Annotated in this window: 16 protein-coding genes; 3 read left to right on the top strand and 13 right to left on the bottom strand. The window is 54.0% G+C overall.

The annotated features are described in order from the left end of the window. Window positions 1-8: 8 nt before the first annotated feature. The 11 genes from phnK to HED65_RS17270 all read right to left on the bottom strand — a co-directional run bounded on the left by phnK (window position 9) and on the right by HED65_RS17270 (window position 8,157). Window positions 9-764, bottom strand: a complete 756-nt coding sequence (gene phnK, locus HED65_RS17320; protein WP_114979511.1) for a phosphonate C-P lyase system protein PhnK — start codon at window positions 762-764, stop codon at window positions 9-11. Further along, window positions 761-1,606 (bottom strand): alpha-D-ribose 1-methylphosphonate 5-phosphate C-P-lyase PhnJ, encoded by an 846-nt coding sequence (gene phnJ / locus HED65_RS17315; RefSeq protein ID WP_049007713.1) that lies wholly within the window; start codon window positions 1,604-1,606, stop codon window positions 761-763. The genes phnK and phnJ overlap by 4 nt, the downstream gene beginning before the upstream one ends. Beyond that, complete coding sequence (locus tag HED65_RS17310) at window positions 1,599-2,663, bottom strand: carbon-phosphorus lyase complex subunit (RefSeq protein ID WP_114979510.1); 1,065 nt, start codon at window positions 2,661-2,663, stop codon at window positions 1,599-1,601. The genes phnJ and HED65_RS17310 overlap by 8 nt, the downstream gene beginning before the upstream one ends. Beyond that, window positions 2,663-3,247, bottom strand: coding sequence for a phosphonate C-P lyase system protein PhnH (gene phnH / locus HED65_RS17305; protein WP_028017896.1), 585 nt, complete (start codon window positions 3,245-3,247; stop codon window positions 2,663-2,665). The genes HED65_RS17310 and phnH overlap by 1 nt, the downstream gene beginning before the upstream one ends. Further along, window positions 3,244-3,696 (bottom strand): phosphonate C-P lyase system protein PhnG, encoded by a 453-nt coding sequence (phnG, locus tag HED65_RS17300; RefSeq protein WP_114979509.1) that lies wholly within the window; start codon window positions 3,694-3,696, stop codon window positions 3,244-3,246. The genes phnH and phnG overlap by 4 nt, the downstream gene beginning before the upstream one ends. Next, window positions 3,697-4,422, bottom strand: coding sequence for a phosphonate metabolism transcriptional regulator PhnF (gene phnF, locus HED65_RS17295; RefSeq protein ID WP_114979508.1), 726 nt, complete (start codon window positions 4,420-4,422; stop codon window positions 3,697-3,699). Window positions 4,423-4,442: 20 nt separating this feature from the next. Next, window positions 4,443-5,222, bottom strand: coding sequence for a phosphonate ABC transporter, permease protein PhnE (gene phnE, locus HED65_RS17290; protein ID WP_114979507.1), 780 nt, complete (start codon window positions 5,220-5,222; stop codon window positions 4,443-4,445). 115 nt (window positions 5,223-5,337) lie between these two features. After that, window positions 5,338-6,354, bottom strand: a complete 1,017-nt coding sequence (gene phnD / locus HED65_RS17285; RefSeq protein ID WP_114979506.1) for a phosphonate ABC transporter substrate-binding protein — start codon at window positions 6,352-6,354, stop codon at window positions 5,338-5,340. A 24-nt stretch (window positions 6,355-6,378) separates the two neighbouring features. After that, entirely contained in the window at window positions 6,379-7,167 is a 789-nt protein-coding gene (phnC, locus tag HED65_RS17280) for a phosphonate ABC transporter ATP-binding protein (RefSeq protein ID WP_114979505.1), read from the bottom strand. 136 nt (window positions 7,168-7,303) lie between these two features. Continuing rightward, on the bottom strand, window positions 7,304-7,741 hold the full coding sequence (gene yjdN, locus HED65_RS17275; protein WP_114979504.1) for a VOC family metalloprotein YjdN: 438 nt from the start codon (window positions 7,739-7,741) through the stop codon (window positions 7,304-7,306). Window positions 7,742-7,821: 80 nt separating this feature from the next. Next, window positions 7,822-8,157: a zinc ribbon domain-containing protein YjdM gene (locus tag HED65_RS17270; RefSeq protein ID WP_114979503.1), complete on the bottom strand. Its 336-nt coding sequence runs from the start codon at window positions 8,155-8,157 to the stop codon at window positions 7,822-7,824. Window positions 8,158-8,752: 595 nt separating this feature from the next. Between HED65_RS17270 and crfC the strand changes: the two genes are divergently transcribed. Both crfC and HED65_RS17260 read left to right on the top strand, forming a co-directional pair. Next, a complete protein-coding gene (gene crfC, locus HED65_RS17265; protein ID WP_114979502.1) occupies window positions 8,753-11,107 on the top strand; it encodes a clamp-binding protein CrfC in 2,355 nt (784 codons plus the stop codon). Beyond that, a complete protein-coding gene (locus HED65_RS17260) occupies window positions 11,104-11,979 on the top strand; it encodes a diguanylate cyclase regulator RdcB family protein (RefSeq protein WP_114979501.1) in 876 nt (291 codons plus the stop codon). Before crfC ends, HED65_RS17260 begins: the two co-directional genes overlap by 4 nt. Window positions 11,980-12,028: 49 nt before the next feature. On the opposite strand, the gene kdgT is transcribed toward HED65_RS17260, so the two are convergent. Beyond that, window positions 12,029-13,021: a 2-keto-3-deoxygluconate transporter gene (gene kdgT, locus HED65_RS17255; RefSeq protein ID WP_114979500.1), complete on the bottom strand. Its 993-nt coding sequence runs from the start codon at window positions 13,019-13,021 to the stop codon at window positions 12,029-12,031. 646 nt (window positions 13,022-13,667) lie between these two features. Between kdgT and proP the strand changes: the two genes are divergently transcribed. Then, on the top strand, window positions 13,668-15,170 hold the full coding sequence (proP, locus tag HED65_RS17250) for a glycine betaine/L-proline transporter ProP (RefSeq protein WP_114979499.1): 1,503 nt from the start codon (window positions 13,668-13,670) through the stop codon (window positions 15,168-15,170). Window positions 15,171-15,205: 35 nt separating this feature from the next. Here the strand turns inward: proP and HED65_RS17245 are convergent, their stop codons facing one another. Continuing rightward, window positions 15,206-16,159: a nickel/cobalt transporter gene (locus HED65_RS17245; protein ID WP_114979498.1), complete on the bottom strand. Its 954-nt coding sequence runs from the start codon at window positions 16,157-16,159 to the stop codon at window positions 15,206-15,208. Window positions 16,160-16,508: the final 349 nt, after the last annotated feature.

The raw sequence follows: 16,508 nt of genomic DNA, 5'->3' as shown, positions 1-16,508 counted from the left end.
TTGGCCTCTTAATTCTGCAATACCGACGACACCAGCAGCTGGGTGTACGGATGGTGGGGATCGTCAAGCACCCGGTCGGTAAGCCCACTTTCCACCACCTGACCCTGTTTCATTACCAGCAAACGGTCGGCCAGCAGGCGCGCAACCCCCAGATCGTGGGTGACAATCACCACCGCAATGTTCAGCTCCACCACCAGACCGCGCAGCAGATCGAGCAGACGCGCCTGCACGGAGACGTCCAGTCCGCCGGTGGGTTCATCCATAAACACCAGCTTCGGATGGGTGACCAGGTTGCGGGCGATTTGCAGGCGTTGTTGCATCCCGCCGGAAAATGTCGTCGGCAAGTCGTCGATACGCGAGGCGGGGATTTCAACTTCCTCCAGCCAGTGTTGTGCCGTGGCGCGGATATTGCCGTAGTGGCGTGCCCCGGTGGCCATCAAGCGTTCACCAATGTTTCCACCTGCCGATACCTGGCGGCGCAGGCCGTCCATCGGATGTTGATGCACCACGCCCCACTCGGTGCGCAGCAGGCGGCGGCGCTCGGCTTCACTCATGCCGTATAACGAGGCGCCCTCATACAAAATGTCGCCATTCTGCGGCGTCAGGCGGGCTGAGATGGATTTAAGCAGTGTCGTTTTGCCGGAGCCGGATTCGCCGACGATCCCCAGCACTTCACCCGGCCACAGCTCAAACGAGACATCGCTGAAGCCTTTGCCCGGTGCATAAAGATGGGTCAGGTTGTTAACCGAAAGCAGCGGTTTCATAGGCTGTTCGCCTCGCTCTGTTGGCGGCAGTAATCGGTGTCGGAGCAGACAAACATCCGTTTGCCCGTGTCATCCAGCACCACTTCGTCCAGATAGCTGTGTTTCGAACCGCAAATGGCACACGGCTCGTCCCACTCCTGCACCGTAAACGGGTGGTCATCGAAGTCGAGACTCTCCACACGGGTGTAGGGCGGCACGGCGTAGATGCGCTTTTCACGCCCGGCACCGAACAGTTGCAGCGCAGGCATCATGTCCATCTTCGGGTTATCGAATTTCGGGATTGGCGACGGGTCCATCACGTAGCGACCGTTTACCTTCACCGGGTAGGCGTAGGTGGTGGCGATATGGCCGAAGCGGGCGATATCTTCATACAGTTTCACCTGCATGATGCCGTACTCTTCCAGGGCGTGCATGGTGCGGGTTTCGGTTTCACGCGGCTCGATAAAGCGCAGCGGCTCCGGGATGGGGACCTGGAAAATCAGGATTTGATCTTCGGTGAGTGGTGTTTCTGGAATACGGTGACGAGTCTGGATCAGCGTGGCATCTTCGGTTTTTTCGGTGGTGTTAACACCCGTCACGCGCCTGAAGAAGTTGCGAATCGACACGGCGTTGGTGGTGTCGTCCGCCCCCTGGTCGATGACCTTCAGCACATCCGCTTCCCCAATCACACTGGCGGTAAGCTGAATACCGCCGGTGCCCCAGCCGTAGGGCATCGGCATTTCCCGGCCGCCGAACGGCACCTGATAGCCCGGGATTGCCACCGCTTTCAAGATAGCGCGGCGGATCATACGTTTGGTTTGCTCATCCAGATAAGCAAAATTGTAGCCGCTTAAGTTAGCCATTTTCGCGCTCCCGTTGCAGGCGTTTCAGCAGTTCCAGTTCGGCCTGGAAATCAACGTAGTGCGGCAGCTTGAGGTGCGAGACAAAGCCTGCGGCCTCAACGTTATCCGCGTGAGCCAGCACGAACTCTTCGTCCTGCGCCGGGCCGGAGATGTGTTCACCGTAGTCCGGGGCCTGCAGCGCGCGGTCGACCAGCGCCATCGCCATTGCTTTACGTTCACTCATACCGAATGCCAGCCCGTAACCCCGGGTAAAATGTGGTGCTTCGTCTTCCGGAGCGACAAACCCGTTGACCATTTCACATTCCGTTACCAGTAGTTCGCCGATGTTCACGGCAAAACCCAGCTCTTCAGGCACAATTTCAACGTCGAGGTAGCCGCTACGAATTTCTGCCGCGAACGGATGGTTACGCCCGTAACCGCGCTGAGTGGAGTAGGCCAGCGCCAGCAGATAACCTTCGTCGCCGCGCATCAACTGCTGAAGGCGCGACGAGCGTGAGCACGGATAAACCGGTGGTGTGCGGGTGATGTCGTCTGGCATGCTGCCGGTGTCTTCTTCAGCTTTTGCCAGCCCCTGATGCGCCAGCAGGCTAAAGACATGCGGGGAGGCATCTTGCTGCGGCTCGGCCGTGCTCAGGGAAGGCGTTTCACCGTTTGCCAGCAGCGTGAAATCCAGCAGGCGATGGGTGTAGTCGTAGGTGGGGCCAAGCAGTTGACCGCCAGGGATGTCTTTATAAACGGCCGAAATGCGGCGTTCCAGGCGCATCTCAGCGGTGTTAACGGGCTCACTCACCGCCAGTCTGGCAAGCGTGGTGCGATACGCGCGTAACAGAAAGATGGCTTCCACGTTGTCACCGCTGGCCTGTTTTAACGCCAGCGCCGCCAGCTCGCGGTCAGCGATGCCGCCTTCGGTCATGACACGGTCGACAGCGAGGTTTAACTGCTGCTCTATCTGGGCAACGCTCAGCTCAGGAAGCTGCTCATCACCCCGTCGTCTGTGCGCCTGTAGCGCATGGGCGGCGGCGATGGCTTTCTCGCCCCCTTTGACGGCAACGTACATCAGCATACCTCCACGTGAGTGGTTCGCGGTATCGCCAGCAGGCGTTCACCGCAGGTCAGGATCAGGTCGATACCCAGCGGGAACGGGTGGGGACGCTCTGTCAGCTCATGAATGATGCAATCCGGTAGCTGTGGCGCGACCATCCGTTCGTCAGCGATGCCAGCACCGGTCAGGCGCAGCATGCGACCGCCGCTCAGACTGGAGACCTGCAAAATCAGCGTGGCGCTGGTTTCCGGAGCGACGGCGCTGCCTTCGCTCAGGGCGTTGAGCTGTTCGTGGCTGATTTGCTCATCGGCCACGGCAAACACGGCCTGTCGGGGCTGTTCAACCAGCGGAGCGTTGGTGTGAAAACGCAGGTTCTGGCTGGCGATATCATTCGAAAGCGCGCCCGAGAGCCACACCGGAGTATCGTTGTCGGCGAGGGTCAGCAGTACGCTGGTGGTCGCCAGGTTTAGCGGCAGCCAGCCTTGTGAAAGCTGGTGCAGCGAGACAATCACGCCCGGCTCGCTCATGGCTTTCAGCAGGCGACGAAAACTCTGTTGGGCATCCTGGACGGCAAGGGTAAAAGCGGGTTGAAGCGTCATGCGTTATCTCCGCGAACGAGCGTAAAGAAGTCGACCCGGCTGGTATTCACTTCGGCCTGACGTGCGGCAAGGCGTGCGGCGCGGTCGGCTTCCAGAGGGGCGATAAGGGTTTCCATTAACGTCTGGAAATAAGGTTGTTCCTGCAAAAGCGCGTCTATCACTGCGCAATGTTCGGCATGCTGTTTATCGCGACCGAGCACGTAGCTGTAGCCCAGCGTGCCGCTGTTCAGGCGGATCACGGCTCGGGTAAGGGTGGCATCACCTGCGAAGAAGCGCTCACCGGTACTTCCCATGCGCGCCTGGATCTGTACCAGGCCGATTTCCGGTGTGCGAATAGCGTCGTAGTCCGGCGTCAGGCCGAGCGCTTTCATACGGCTGTGCAGCGCAGCAGGCTGACAGTGGGCCAGCACGCGCATCCAGCGCTGACGGGTGGCGGTATCGAAGTGCATTCAGTGCTCCATGGTGAATTCGATCATGTCGGCGCGGGTCAGACTGACGGAGTATTCCGTCGCGTCGACTTCACCGTCACGGTGGTTAAGGGTGCGCACGCAGAGCAGTGGGGCCATGTTGGGGATTTCCAGTACTTTGCTCTCTTTGGCCTGTGCGCGGCGGGCACTGATGCGTGTCTGGGTACGTCTGAGCGCAATACCGGTAGCATCACGCAGGAAGTCATGCAGTGAACCGCTGGAGAAATGTTGCAGCACAGGCCAGAGGCTCAGGTCACTGAAGTAGTGATCTATCTGGCAAACGGCCACGCCATTGACCCGGCGCAGAGTGCGTAGATGGACGACGTTGTCGCCCTCCTGAATGCCCAGCGCATCGGCTACATGGCTCGATGCCGGGCGTAGCACGGAGAGCAGTTTTTCGCTGGTGGGGTGACTTCCCTGATCCAGCAAGTTCTGGCTAAAGCGCGCCTGGGCGTTAAGCGGGTAGTCGAACGGGCGCATCAGTACCAGTACGCCAATCCCCTGACGGCGCTGGACCCAACCGCGCTCGACCAACTGGTCAATGGCACGACGCAGGGTGTGGCGGTTCACTTCATAGCGATCGGCAAGCTGTTGTTCGGCTGGCAGATAGTCTCCGCAGCGGTAGTGGGTGCGAAGCTCCACTTCGAGTTTTGCCGCAATTTCTTGCCAGCGGGTTGGGTAACTGGTCGGATGTCTGGATAAGTACATATAAATCAAAGCCTCGCTTCTCAGATGAAGTGCTTACGCAAACGTTGAGAGAGGAAATCCAGCAGGCTCACTGTGATGATGATAAGCACCATCAGGGCGCAGGTTTGCTGGAACTGGAAACCGCGGATCGCTTCCCACAGGGTGACGCCAATCCCGCCTGCGCCCACCATGCCCACGACGGTGGCGGAACGGACGTTAGACTCGAAGCGGTACAGCGAGTAAGAGATCAGCAGCGGCATAACCTGGGGCAACACGCCATAGAGAATTTCTTCGATTTTGTTCGCACCTGTTGCGCGGATACCTTCAACCGGGCCTGGTTCAATGGCTTCAACGGCTTCAGAGAGCAGTTTGGAGAGCACACCGGTGGTGTGGATGAACAGCGCCATCACCCCTGCAAACGGGCCAAGTCCGACGGCCACCACAAACAGCATGGCGAAGACCATTTCGTTAATGGCGCGACAGGCGTCCATCAGGCGGCGCACCGGCTGATAAACCCACCACGGTACGATGTTTTCGGCACTCATCAGGCCAAACGGAATGGAGAGAATGACGGCAAGGGCGGTACCCCAGACAGCGATTTGCAGGGTGATGGCCATTTCGCTGAGGTAGTCCTGCCACTGGCTGAAGTCCGGCGGAAAGAAGTCGGCGGCGAAGGTCGCCATGTTGCCGGAATCTTTGAAGAGCAGCAGCGGATCCATCTCTGCGCCCTTCCAGGAGATAACGAGCACCGCCAGCAGGATGGCCCAGCTTATGAGCGAGAACCAGCTGCGCTTCGGCGGTGGGATAGTGATGGTTTGCATGTTGGCTCCTTTATCTTTTCTCCCTCTCCCTGTGGGAGAGGGCCGGGGTGAGGGCATCAGCGGGCGCATTTCCCCCTCACCCTAACCCTCTCCCTCAAGGGAGAGGGGACTTGAGTTACTGCACCGCTTTATTCATGCTGGTCATGGCGCCAAGTGCGGCGGTCAGGCGGTCGAGATCTTCCAGTTGCGCCTGAATCGCGGCGACTTTGCTGGTTTTCTCCTCGTCCTTCAGGCCCTTGTTGTCCTTCACACCCTGCATCTCTTTAAACAGTGCCAACTGGCGAATCGGCACCAGTTGCAGGTCGCTGGATGCGCGGAACGGAGCCCAGCCCAGTTTCGCCAGAACTGCCTTCTCTTCCGGCGTTTTGCCGTAGTTCATAAAGAAGTCGTAGACCTTATCCTTGGTGCTCTCAGAGAGATTTTTGCGCCACACAATCGGGTCGCCCGGGATCAGCGGTGATTTCCAGATGACCTTCAACTCTTTGAGTTTGTCCGGTGCGGAGGTCTTCAGCTTGTCGAGGTTTTCGGTGTTGTTGGTGGCAACATCCACCTGCTTGTTGGCCACGGCCAGGGCGTTAGTTTCGTGGCTGGCGTTGACGGTACGTTTGAAATCACTCGCAGACGCATTGTTCTTAGCGAAGACGTAATAGCCAGGGACCAGGAAGCCAGAGGTGGAGTTCGGGTCGCCGTTACCAAAGGTCAGGTCTTTGCGTTTGGCGAGCATGTCGTTGAGGTTATTGATTGGGCTGTCTTTATTGACGATCAGCACGCTCCAGTAACCCGGGGAGCCATCTGCTGCAACGGTCTGGGCAAAGACCTGGCCGTTCGCGCGGTCCACCGCTTCCATGGCTGAGAGATTGCCGTACCAGGCGATGTCTACTTTGTTAAAGCGCATCCCCTGGATGATGCCCGCGTAATCCGGCGCGAAGAAGGCGTTCACTTTGATCCCCAGTTTGGTTTCCATATCTTTCAGGAACGGTTCCCACTGAGGTTTGAGATTCTGCTGTGATTCCGTCGAAATAATGCCGAAGTTCAGTGCCTTTTCCTGTTCTTCCGCGTACGCAGGGCTTAACAGGGTGCTGATGCTGAACATACTGGTAAAGGCCAGTGCGGCAACGGCTTTGTAGCTCATGTACTTTCCTCGGATCGGGTTGAGTTATGCAGCCTGCGCGTTCTCGTCGACGCGGTTAATGCTGCGGTAGAGATGGTCAAAACGGTCGTTATCAAACTGATGGCTTGCGCCATCAAAGAACACATGCCCCTGACGCAGCGCGACAATGCGCTCGCAGTAGCGCAGGGCGTAATCCACCTGATGCAACGTCACTACCACGGTGATGCCATCGTTCTGGTTAATGTCACGCAGGGTTTCCATCACGATGCGTGCGGATTCCGGGTCGAGCGAGGCAATCGGCTCATCGGCAAGGATCACTTTGGCTTTTTGCATCAGCGCACGGGCAATTGCCACGCGCTGCTGCTGACCACCGGACAGGGTGGAGACACGCTGGTGGGCGAAATGCGCCATGCCAACGCGGGTTAGCGCCTGCAACGCTTGTTGTTTCTGAGAAGGGGAAAACCAGCGCAGACAGGTGCGCCAGAACGGCGTGCTGCCGAGAGCGCCAATTAGGACGTTCTCCAGCACCGTCAGGCGGTTCACCAGGTTGAACTGCTGGAAGATATAGCCTGTTTGCGCGCGGCTTTTGCGGATATCCCGCGCCAGACGGCCCGCGCGCTGGACGGTGTTACCCAGCAGTTCGACGTGGCTTTCCGGTGCTTTATCGCAGGTAATAAGGCCGCTCAGGTGGCGCAGAAGGGTGGACTTACCTGAACCGGATGGCCCCAGCAGTGCCACCATTTCGCCCTGCTGGACGGTCAGATCAACGGCATGCAGAGCCTTGTTATGATGAAAGGTCTTGCTCAGTTTCTCGACGCGGATGACAGTTTGCATGTGCTGGGCCTCACGATAAATGTGGCCTCATGCTGGCGCATCAATATGACATTTGGGTTAAGTCTGGGTTGCGGAAGTTTGAAGAGTTGAGCGGAGTTTGATGACAGGCGGAGGCAGACTGCCCACCGCCCGAAAATTAGTGCTGCTGCTTAACGACGTTAATCATCCACGGCACGCCGTATTTATCGGTGACTTTACCGAAACCGTGTGCCCAGAAGGTTTCCTGCCAGGCCATTTCGATATTCCCGCCTGCGGCGAGGTTGTCGAACCAGCGCTTGCCTTCATTGACGTCCTGGGTGTCGAGAACCAGCGTGAAGCCCGCATACTGAGCGTTGCTGCCTGGCGGCATCCCGTCGCTCATCATGATATCGCTGCCCGCAATGCGGACGTTAGAGTGGGCGATCGCCGAATCCGGAAACTGCATACCGGAGGGGCAGCCTTCTTCGCTGTTATCGCTTTTTGGCATCTCGCCGAAGGTGATTTTATAAAGAAGCTCTGCGCCGACGGCTTGCTGATAGAAGGCAGTGGCCTCTGAACAGTTACCGGCAAATGAGATGTAGGGACTTAACGGCATAATCTTTACCTCACGTAAGAAAAGCCCGTTAAGTGTAGTTCCTGAAAGCCCGGTATGCGAAGCGCCACCGGGCAGGTCAATCAGTTCTTTTTCACGAATTCAGATTTCAGCTTCATCGGACCAAAGCCGTCAATTTTGCAGTCGATATTATGATCGCCTTCAACCAGACGGATATTCTTCACTTTGGTGCCAATCTTCAGCATGGAAGAGCTGCCTTTCACTTTCAGATCTTTAATCACGGTGACGCTGTCGCCATCCGCCAGCAGATTGCCGTTCGCATCTTTTACGACAAGTGCATCAGCATCTTGTGATGGTTCGGCATCATTCCATTCATGGGCGCATTCCGGGCAGATAAACATGCCATTATCTTCGTAAGTGTATTCAGAATTGCATTTTGGGCAGTGTGGGAGTTGCATATCGGTATCCTCTAAAAGTGTTAACGCGCTGGAAAGTGCCAGCTAAATGACGGCAGTGTGCCGAAAAAGGCGGCAAGTATAGCGCAAATCCACATGGTTGTCGGTGATATTGTGAATTAAAAAAATGCAAAAAGCGTATCGCGGGTGACATTTCCTGTCAGTCAGTTAAGCGATGCTTATGCCATTAACACGGTGGGAAGAAATGGCGTTAAATATATCGAATATTTTATTGCAGCAAATTGCTACGTTCCTTCATTTCGGATAAGGTGAAGCAACACATTGTTATTTATCTCCGGACTTCCCCGTCATTCATATCGTATGGCGGTGACGCATTACCTCTCTTTTTAGGTGGGTAAATAACGATGATATATCCTGAAGTTTCTTAAAAATGGGCTACGCTTTTTTCTTTTGGCTGTCTGGCCAGAAGGAGAGTGTCACACGCCATGCAGGGATAGTGAATTATTTCTGATTAGCATCAATCAGTTATATTTTGGCGAACATGTTTTCCACACGTGATCATATAAGCCTGAACAACATAATTAAAACCAGTGGCTTAATAAAAGTAATAAATTTGCGTTAAGGAAAGGCTTTTATCATGCACACACAGACAATTTTTGAATTAAGCCAGGAAGCTGAGCGTTTGTTGCAGCTTGCCCTGCAAAACCTCGATACGCTGAAATCAGTGCCGACGGCGATGCTGGAGAGCACCACGGCGGCGATTACGGGTGAAAAGAACAACGTTTTGCCTTTGCATTTTAGTGCGCGCGGTGTCGAAGCACAGCAGGCAATGTTGAATAATGAATTACGGAAAATAACCCGTCTGGAAATGGTTCTGGCAATTGTTGGTACCATGAAAGCGGGGAAATCGACCACCATTAATGCGATTGTGGGCACTGAAGTGTTGCCGAACCGCAATCGTCCGATGACAGCGCTACCGACATTGATCCGTCATACACCGGGTCAGAAGGAACCAGTGCTGCATTTCTCTCATGTCTCGCCGATTGATGATTTGATCCGACTGCTACAGAAAAAGCTCTGCGATAACGATCGTGGGAAACTGGCTCAGCGTCTGGAAATTGATAAAGACATGAATATGCTGCTGGAGCGAATTGAAAAAGGGGAAGCTTTTGAGAAGCATCACCTGGGCGCGCAGCCGATATTTCATTGTCTGAAAAGCCTCAATGACCTGGTCAGACTCTCCCTGGCGCTGGGTGTCGAATTTCCCTTCTCTGAGTATGCGGCTATCGAACACATTCCGGTGATTGAAGTGGAGTTCGTGCATCTTGCGGGTCTGGATGCTCACCTTGGTCAGCTGACACTACTCGATACCCCAGGGCCTAATGAGGCCGGACAACCGCATCTGCAAAAAATGCTTAGCGAGCAGTTGTCCCGTGCGTCGGCGGTGCTGGCAGTGATGGATTACACCCAGCTTAAATCTATTTCTGATGAAGAGGTCCGCCAGGCTATTTCGGTAGCGGGGAAATCAGTGCCGTTGTATGCGCTGGTCAATAAATTCGATCAGAAAGATCGTAATAGCGACGATGAAGAACAGATCAGGGCGATGATCTCTGGCACGCTCATGAAAGGCAATATTTCACCCGGGCAGATCTATCCTGTTTCATCAATGTGGGCGTATCTGGCGAACCGCGCCCGCTACGAGATGATCACCCACGGACAACTGCCTGATCACCAGGATCAACCCTGGGTTCAGGATTTTGCCGAAGCTGCCCTGGGACGTCGCTGGCGTACGGCGGACCTGGACGATATCGACCATATACGTCATGCCGCCGATCTGTTGTGGGAAGATTCATTATTTGAACAACCGATACGCAAACTGATTTACGCCGCCTATGCCAATGCGTCGTTATTTGCGCTGCGTTCGGCGTCGCATAAGCTTCTAAACTACGCGCAAAATGCCCGGGAGTATCTCGATTTTCGTTATCAGGGGCTGACCGTGGCCTTTGAGGAACTCGAACTCAATATTACGCGGATTGAAGAGGATATGGCGCAACTGCGGACGCGTCAGCAGGTGGTTAGCGATGAAGTGAAGCATGAAGTCGAGGAAGCGCTGAATGCAACGGATGACTTTATGGCCTTGCAGAAAAGTGCGCTTCAGCAGGCGATTGGTCATGTTTTTAGCCGTCACAATATTCTTGATTTGGCCGGGAGCGATCCGCTGAATCTTCGTCACGATGAACCGGAAGCGCTTAAACAGTTGATGCTGGAGGATGAGGGGCAGGCGCAGATTGTGCTGAGCAAAATCCGTTCATCCTGCGAGCTGATCATGCTGGATGCGCAGACGAAGATTTGTCGGGAGTTGGCGTTACGTTTTGATCAACTGGAGTCTACGCTGGCGCGTTCACTGAATGAAGCTATGCGACCCATAGAAACGCGTATTAAAGAACATTTGAGCCATGCTGGTTTTCGGGCTCGGATTAGCTTCCCGGCGTTTCAGGCTAACCAGCTTAACTTCAACACGCGAGCGCTGTTTAACGATGCAATTGCACAGGATAACAGCCCGGCGGGTCAGCCATCTGGCGCGAGCAGCATGCGTGAAACGGTCTCTCGCTGGCTCAATAATCCTGGCTGGGGTTGGGATGATTATGTCGAAACGCGCACGCGTTATGTTATCGATATTGCACAGCTACATGACAAATTTAAGCAACATATTGAGCAGTTTTGTGAACAAATCCGTAAAGCTTTATCCGCGCAGGTCGATGTCTCTGTTACGGCAGGAATGGCAACGTTCTTTGCAGAATTTTCGTTATGCCTGACCGGGTTACAGGAAAGCTTGCGTGATAGCCTCGCAGTGCGTCAACAAAATGAGCATTCAACCCGAGCGCTCTGCCAGTTGTTGAAGCAAAGTATCACTACTGCGACGTGGATTCAGGAAGATACCCGACTGTTACGCGATGACATTCAAACTCTATTCGCGGCAGAGCAACCATGACAACACAACTACTGGACGGTCCCGGGAGAACGCTGGAGTGCATTAATCCAAAATTTATGGTCGATTTGGTGCAGGGGGTTGATGCGGCGCGTCATCCCAACCAGGGACCACAACAGCTGCAGTTTCGTGAGCGTTTGACTCTGGAGATCATGACGCATACCCGGCTACGACCCTGGGCAATGGCTGGAATGCTCAATGAAAATGCGGCGTTACGCCTTGGGCTGGCAGAAAAACTGGCCGGTATGCTTGACCCGGGCCATCTCGCGCTGACGCTGATGGCCGATAAACTGATGGCGCTGCGTCAGCAGACTCACCCGCGGGCTCCGCAATCACCGGGCCTGATGCAGCAGTACGCTGAACTCTCCTCTCATTTTACCCAACGTGCAGCTTATAAAGAAAAGGCGCTGACCCAACGCGGATTAACGGTGCAGGCGGGTGAGCACAGTGAGCAAATTTTTACCCGCTGGCGAGCCGGGCTCTATGATGGCTGGTCTCTGGCCGGGCGCTGCTTTGTTGTCCTGGAAGAACTGCGCTGGGGGGCATTTGGCGATGCATGTCGCCTGGCAAATGAAGATGTGTCGGCAATGCTCAAGGATAACTTACGCAGCATGGCGGCGAACTATCTGGCGCAAGGCATCAATGCGTCTCCCTCTACCCGCCATTTTTATCACCAGTGGTTAACGACGCCTGCTTCTCCTGGATTGATCGATCATAAAGATATGCTGGGCTGGTTGGGTGACTGGTGCCTGGCGGATAAACATCCTGTGAGCTGGTCAGTGACGCAAAACTGGCAAACTGTCGCGCTGGGTATGCCGAGACTCTGTTCGGCAAAACGGTTGGTGGATGGGATGGTGGAAGAGATTTTTGGGTGAATCCCTTACCTCTGCCCCCCTCTTCTCACAGGGGGGAAGGAGTAATGTGTTAATGATTCATTTGTATTGGTTTCGGTTCAGGCTGGGTCTCTTGCATATTTCCGTAGCGTTTCGCATACAGTGCCGTGATGATGGGCACCAGGATCGCGGTAACAATCACGCTGGCTGCAACCAGTGCCGTCGCTGACGCGGCCACCGGTTCGAAGGCCGGATTTATTTGGGCAATGATCACCGGGTTTGCTACCGCCGCACCTGCGGCTGAAGAGGCGGCAACACCCGCCGTTCCGTTTCCTCCCCCAATCACGCGGTCGGCAATAATCAGCGGAATACCGGTGATGATGATAACAGCCACACCCAGCACAATACCCAGCAGGCCTGTATCAAGAATGACGTTCAGGTTGATGGTGTTACCCAACGCGAAACCGAAGAATGGGATCAGTACCGGTGTGGCTTTGCTAAAGAAGTCACGCAGATCGTGGTCCAGGTTACCCAGGGCGAAACCGACCAGGAATGGCAGGATCGCGCCGACAAAGTGGTGGGGTTCAAATGATGCCAGGCCAGCAGACCCCAGAATCAGCATCGTCATCAGTGGGCCGGATTCCAGAGACATCAGTACAAATGCACCTGACTCTTCTTTCGTTCCATACTGGTTCATCAGGCTGGCATACAACCCACCGTTGGTCATATCCATCGCAGAGACAATTGCCAGAACTGATAAACCGGCGAAGAACCCGGTCTGAATTCCATTCTCCGGAATGAACATCGCGCATATCATTGCCACAGCCCAGGCAACCGCTATTTTGGTTATCACCAGCGTACCGGATTTACGTAATACGGTACCCGTTGCCCGCAAATTAATGGATGCTCCGATACAAAAGAACCAGACTGCCAGAATGGGGACAGTGCCGGTTATCATTCCTTTTGTGAAACCACCAAAATAGGCCCCGGTATCAGGAGCCAGGGTATTCAGGATGGCACCCAGTACCAGCGGAACCAGCATCATACCGCCTGGTATGCGTTCTATCGTGGCCTTAATCTTCATATATAACCCTCACTCTGATCCCGCGAGGCGGGAGATGATCGATAGAAATAAGTCAATAAATTCAATTGATTGAGTCTTTTAATGTGAATTAATTTCGATAGTCATTCAGCAAAAGTAAATACGTGTTCTCGATTAGCCATGTCGGAGAACACGTGAAATGTTGTATTCGGATTTATCATGCGATCAATGGAATGTTGATTCAACAAAAACAAAACAGTGTTTTAGTTATCTTTGTCACATATTCAATGTAAATTTTTGGATGTGTTCTTGATGGAGGGGGTTTATGTAAATCTGATGTGAATTAATGGAGTTTGTTTTTCCATTGCTTAAGAAATAATGACACGCGTGAGGATATTTTTCTGAAGGGATGAGGCGGCTCTTATTGGCGCTAATTGACAAATATTGTACTCAGCTGACCATATACGGGATTTAGTGTGAAGTTGATCACAAATATAAACGCTGGTAGGGTAAAAAGGTCATTAACTGCCCAGACAGGCGTCAACAGGTTCGGTTGTATCGACGTGAAACGTCAATGTAAGTAAACCTGCTACGCTTGAATAAGGCGATTCGCATGGAGCGGATCCCATGGTTCACAGAACGCAAACTGGACTGTGAAACAGACAGGGCCGAGTCTACGAGGATAGCTATGCTGAGAAGGAAAAAGATTAAACCCATTACACTTCGCGACGTCACCATCATTGATGACGCAAAACTGCGTAAAGCCATTACCGCAGCCTCGCTCGGTAATGCGATGGAGTGGTTCGATTTTGGTGTCTACGGCTTTGTGGCCTATGCGTTAGGTAAAGTGTTCTTCCCCGGGGCTGACCCCAGCCTGCAGATGATTGCCGCACTGGGTACGTTTTCCGTTCCCTTCCTGATTCGCCCGCTGGGCGGCCTGTTCTTCGGTATGCTCGGCGATAAATATGGTCGCCAGAAGATCCTTGCCATTACCATCGTCATTATGTCGATCAGTACGTTTTGTATCGGCCTTATCCCGTCGTATGCCACGATCGGGATCTGGGCGCCGATCCTGCTGCTGATATGTAAGATGGCCCAGGGCTTCTCCGTGGGTGGTGAGTATACCGGTGCCTCGATTTTCGTCGCAGAGTATTCCCCTGACCGTAAGCGTGGCTTTATGGGGAGCTGGCTGGACTTTGGCTCGATTGCCGGGTTTGTCATGGGCGCGGGCGTAGTAGTACTGATTTCAACCGTGGTAGGGGAAGATAATTTCCTCGACTGGGGCTGGCGTATCCCGTTCTTCCTGGCCTTGCCGCTGGGGATCATTGGTCTGTACCTGCGTCATGCGCTTGAAGAGACACCAGCATTCCAGCAGCACGTCGAACAACTGGAGCAGGGTGACCGTGAAGGGCTGCAGGAAGGTCCGAAAGTGTCGTTCAAAGAGATTGCCACTAAGCACTGGCGCAGCCTGCTGACCTGTATTGGTCTGGTTATTTCTACCAACGTCACCTACTACATGCTGTTGACTTATATGCCGAGCTATTTGTCGCATAACCTGCATTACTCGGAAGATCACGGTGTACTGATTATTATCGCCATTATGGTTGGTATGCTATTTGTGCAGCCGATTATGGGCCTGTTGAGTGACCGCTTTGGCCGTCGACCGTTTATTATCCTGGGGAGCGTTGGGCTGTTTGCCCTGGCAATCCCGGCATTTATTCTGATTAACAGTAATGTACTGGGGCTGATTTTCGCGGGTCTGCTGATGCTGGCAGTGATCCTTAACTGCTTTATTGGGGTGATGGCCTCCACGTTACCCGCGATGTTCCCGACACACATTCGCTATAGTGCGCTGGCCGCAGCCTTTAACATTTCTGTGCTGATTGCCGGTCTGACCCCGACACTTGCTGCCTCGCTGGTGGAGAGTACGCAGAACCTCATGATGCCTGCTTATTACCTGATGGTGATAGCGGTGATTGGTTTGATTACCGGTATTGCGATGAAGGAGACGGCAAATCGTCCTCTGAAAGGGGCAACGCCTGCCGCATCCGATATCCAGGAAGCGAAAGAGATCCTGCGTGAGCACTACGATAATGTAGAGCAGAAGATTGAGGATATTGACGCAGAGATTGAAGAACTGCAGAAAAAACGCTCCCGACTGGTGGATCAGCATCCACGCATCAACGAGTAATATAAGAAAACCCGCCAACGGCGGGTTTTCTTTTATTAGCATCCGGCGGCGATGTAGTCGCCATTGGCGCTGATGGGGATCACTGTCAGGAACAGGATCGTCGCGAACAGGATCAGGACTATCCCTCCGGCTATTTTGACTACCGGTACCAGCCATCTTAGTGAGGAGCTTCCTCCAAACCAGGCCACGGTGCGCTCACGGGCGTAACGTACTGCCAGTGAAAGTCCCATAATAGAGAGTGCCGTTCCCAGAGACATGGTCATTACTGCGGCCATCCCCCAGGAGACTATGCCCAGCGCGTTCGAGAACATCAGGATCATGATTGCGCCGCTACACGGGCGCGCGCCAATTGCCAGAATCACACCCAGGCGGGTTTTCCAGTCGCCTTGTGTCAGATTCGCTCCCACACCATGGTGGCTACAGCCACAGTGTTCGTCATGTTGATGGAGGGGGTTGATGGCTGAAATAGTCATCCTGTGCGGACGCAGGCTCTTAAGCGACTGGTAAATGATAAATGCACCAAATGCGCCAATGAGTACTGCGCTTATCTTCTCAACATACCAGCGGCTGGTACTGATATCCCCTGATGCGAGGTTAAACCCTACCGCCAGAATAAAAACGAAAAGAATGGCGCTGACGCCTTGCATCAGGCTGCCAAGGAAAGGGACGACCCGGGCGGCCAGCTCGCTTTCCTTATTTGTAGTCAGGTAGGTCGTCACGATGAACTTTCCGTGCCCGGGGCCAATGGCGTGGAGAACGCCATAAAGGAAAGCTCCCGTTAATAGCCATAATCCGCCGCTGTACTGGTGGTTATTAAGCTGCAGCAAATACATCACCAGATAACGGTGCAGCGTAATTTGTGTGGCCAGGCACCACTGGATAAAGGCATTCCAGTGCGTATGCAGGGTGAAACCGGCAAAGAGGATCGCCAGCAACATCAGTCCTGCTGTGGGGATACGCCAGTCACGGGTGAGGTGTTGTGTGGTCATGAAGGTGGCCTGCGGAGGAGAATATTTGCCGCTAGTATAGTTGATCTTCCCCCTCGGTTCGCAGGATCACGCCAGGATCTATGAACAATTGTGGATAACTCTGTGTGTAAAAAGGTATAAAGCGGGGTTTTGCTGGGGAATGCAGCAGTCAGTCATTTTTTTGCAACTTTTCGGTTGCGGCCTGCGGAGAACTCCCTATAATGCGCCTCCATCGACACGGCAGATGTGAATCACTTCACAAACAACCCGGTCGGTTGAAGAGAAAAAATCCTGAAATAACGGGTTGACTCTGAAAGAGGAAAGCGTAATATACGCCACCTCGCAACGGTGAGCTGAAAGCCGCGTTGCA

The organism is Pantoea sp. LS15, assembly GCF_012241585.1.
Classification (GTDB): domain Bacteria; phylum Pseudomonadota; class Gammaproteobacteria; order Enterobacterales; family Enterobacteriaceae; genus Enterobacter.
This window is presented reverse-complemented; position numbering and strand designations above follow the sequence as displayed.

Coding starts and splice junctions, on each gene's coding strand:
- phnD (WP_114979506.1), bottom strand. CDS start 6,354: ATGAGCTACAAAGCCGTTGCCGCACTGGCCTTTACCAGTATGTTCAGC.
- phnK (WP_114979511.1), bottom strand. CDS start 764: ATGAAACCGCTGCTTTCGGTTAACAACCTGACCCATCTTTATGCACCG.
- phnC (WP_114979505.1), bottom strand. CDS start 7,167: ATGCAAACTGTCATCCGCGTCGAGAAACTGAGCAAGACCTTTCATCAT.
- phnG (WP_114979509.1), bottom strand. CDS start 3,696: ATGCACTTCGATACCGCCACCCGTCAGCGCTGGATGCGCGTGCTGGCC.
- phnJ (WP_049007713.1), bottom strand. CDS start 1,606: ATGGCTAACTTAAGCGGCTACAATTTTGCTTATCTGGATGAGCAAACC.
- phnF (WP_114979508.1), bottom strand. CDS start 4,422: ATGTACTTATCCAGACATCCGACCAGTTACCCAACCCGCTGGCAAGAA.
- kdgT (WP_114979500.1), bottom strand. CDS start 13,021: ATGAAGATTAAGGCCACGATAGAACGCATACCAGGCGGTATGATGCTG.
- yjdN (WP_114979504.1), bottom strand. CDS start 7,741: ATGCCGTTAAGTCCCTACATCTCATTTGCCGGTAACTGTTCAGAGGCC.
- HED65_RS17260 (WP_114979501.1), top strand. CDS start 11,104: ATGACAACACAACTACTGGACGGTCCCGGGAGAACGCTGGAGTGCATT.
- crfC (WP_114979502.1), top strand. CDS start 8,753: ATGCACACACAGACAATTTTTGAATTAAGCCAGGAAGCTGAGCGTTTG.
- HED65_RS17270 (WP_114979503.1), bottom strand. CDS start 8,157: ATGCAACTCCCACACTGCCCAAAATGCAATTCTGAATACACTTACGAA.
- HED65_RS17245 (WP_114979498.1), bottom strand. CDS start 16,159: ATGACCACACAACACCTCACCCGTGACTGGCGTATCCCCACAGCAGGA.
- HED65_RS17310 (WP_114979510.1), bottom strand. CDS start 2,663: ATGTACGTTGCCGTCAAAGGGGGCGAGAAAGCCATCGCCGCCGCCCAT.
- proP (WP_114979499.1), top strand. CDS start 13,668: ATGCTGAGAAGGAAAAAGATTAAACCCATTACACTTCGCGACGTCACC.
- phnH (WP_028017896.1), bottom strand. CDS start 3,247: ATGACGCTTCAACCCGCTTTTACCCTTGCCGTCCAGGATGCCCAACAG.
- phnE (WP_114979507.1), bottom strand. CDS start 5,222: ATGCAAACCATCACTATCCCACCGCCGAAGCGCAGCTGGTTCTCGCTC.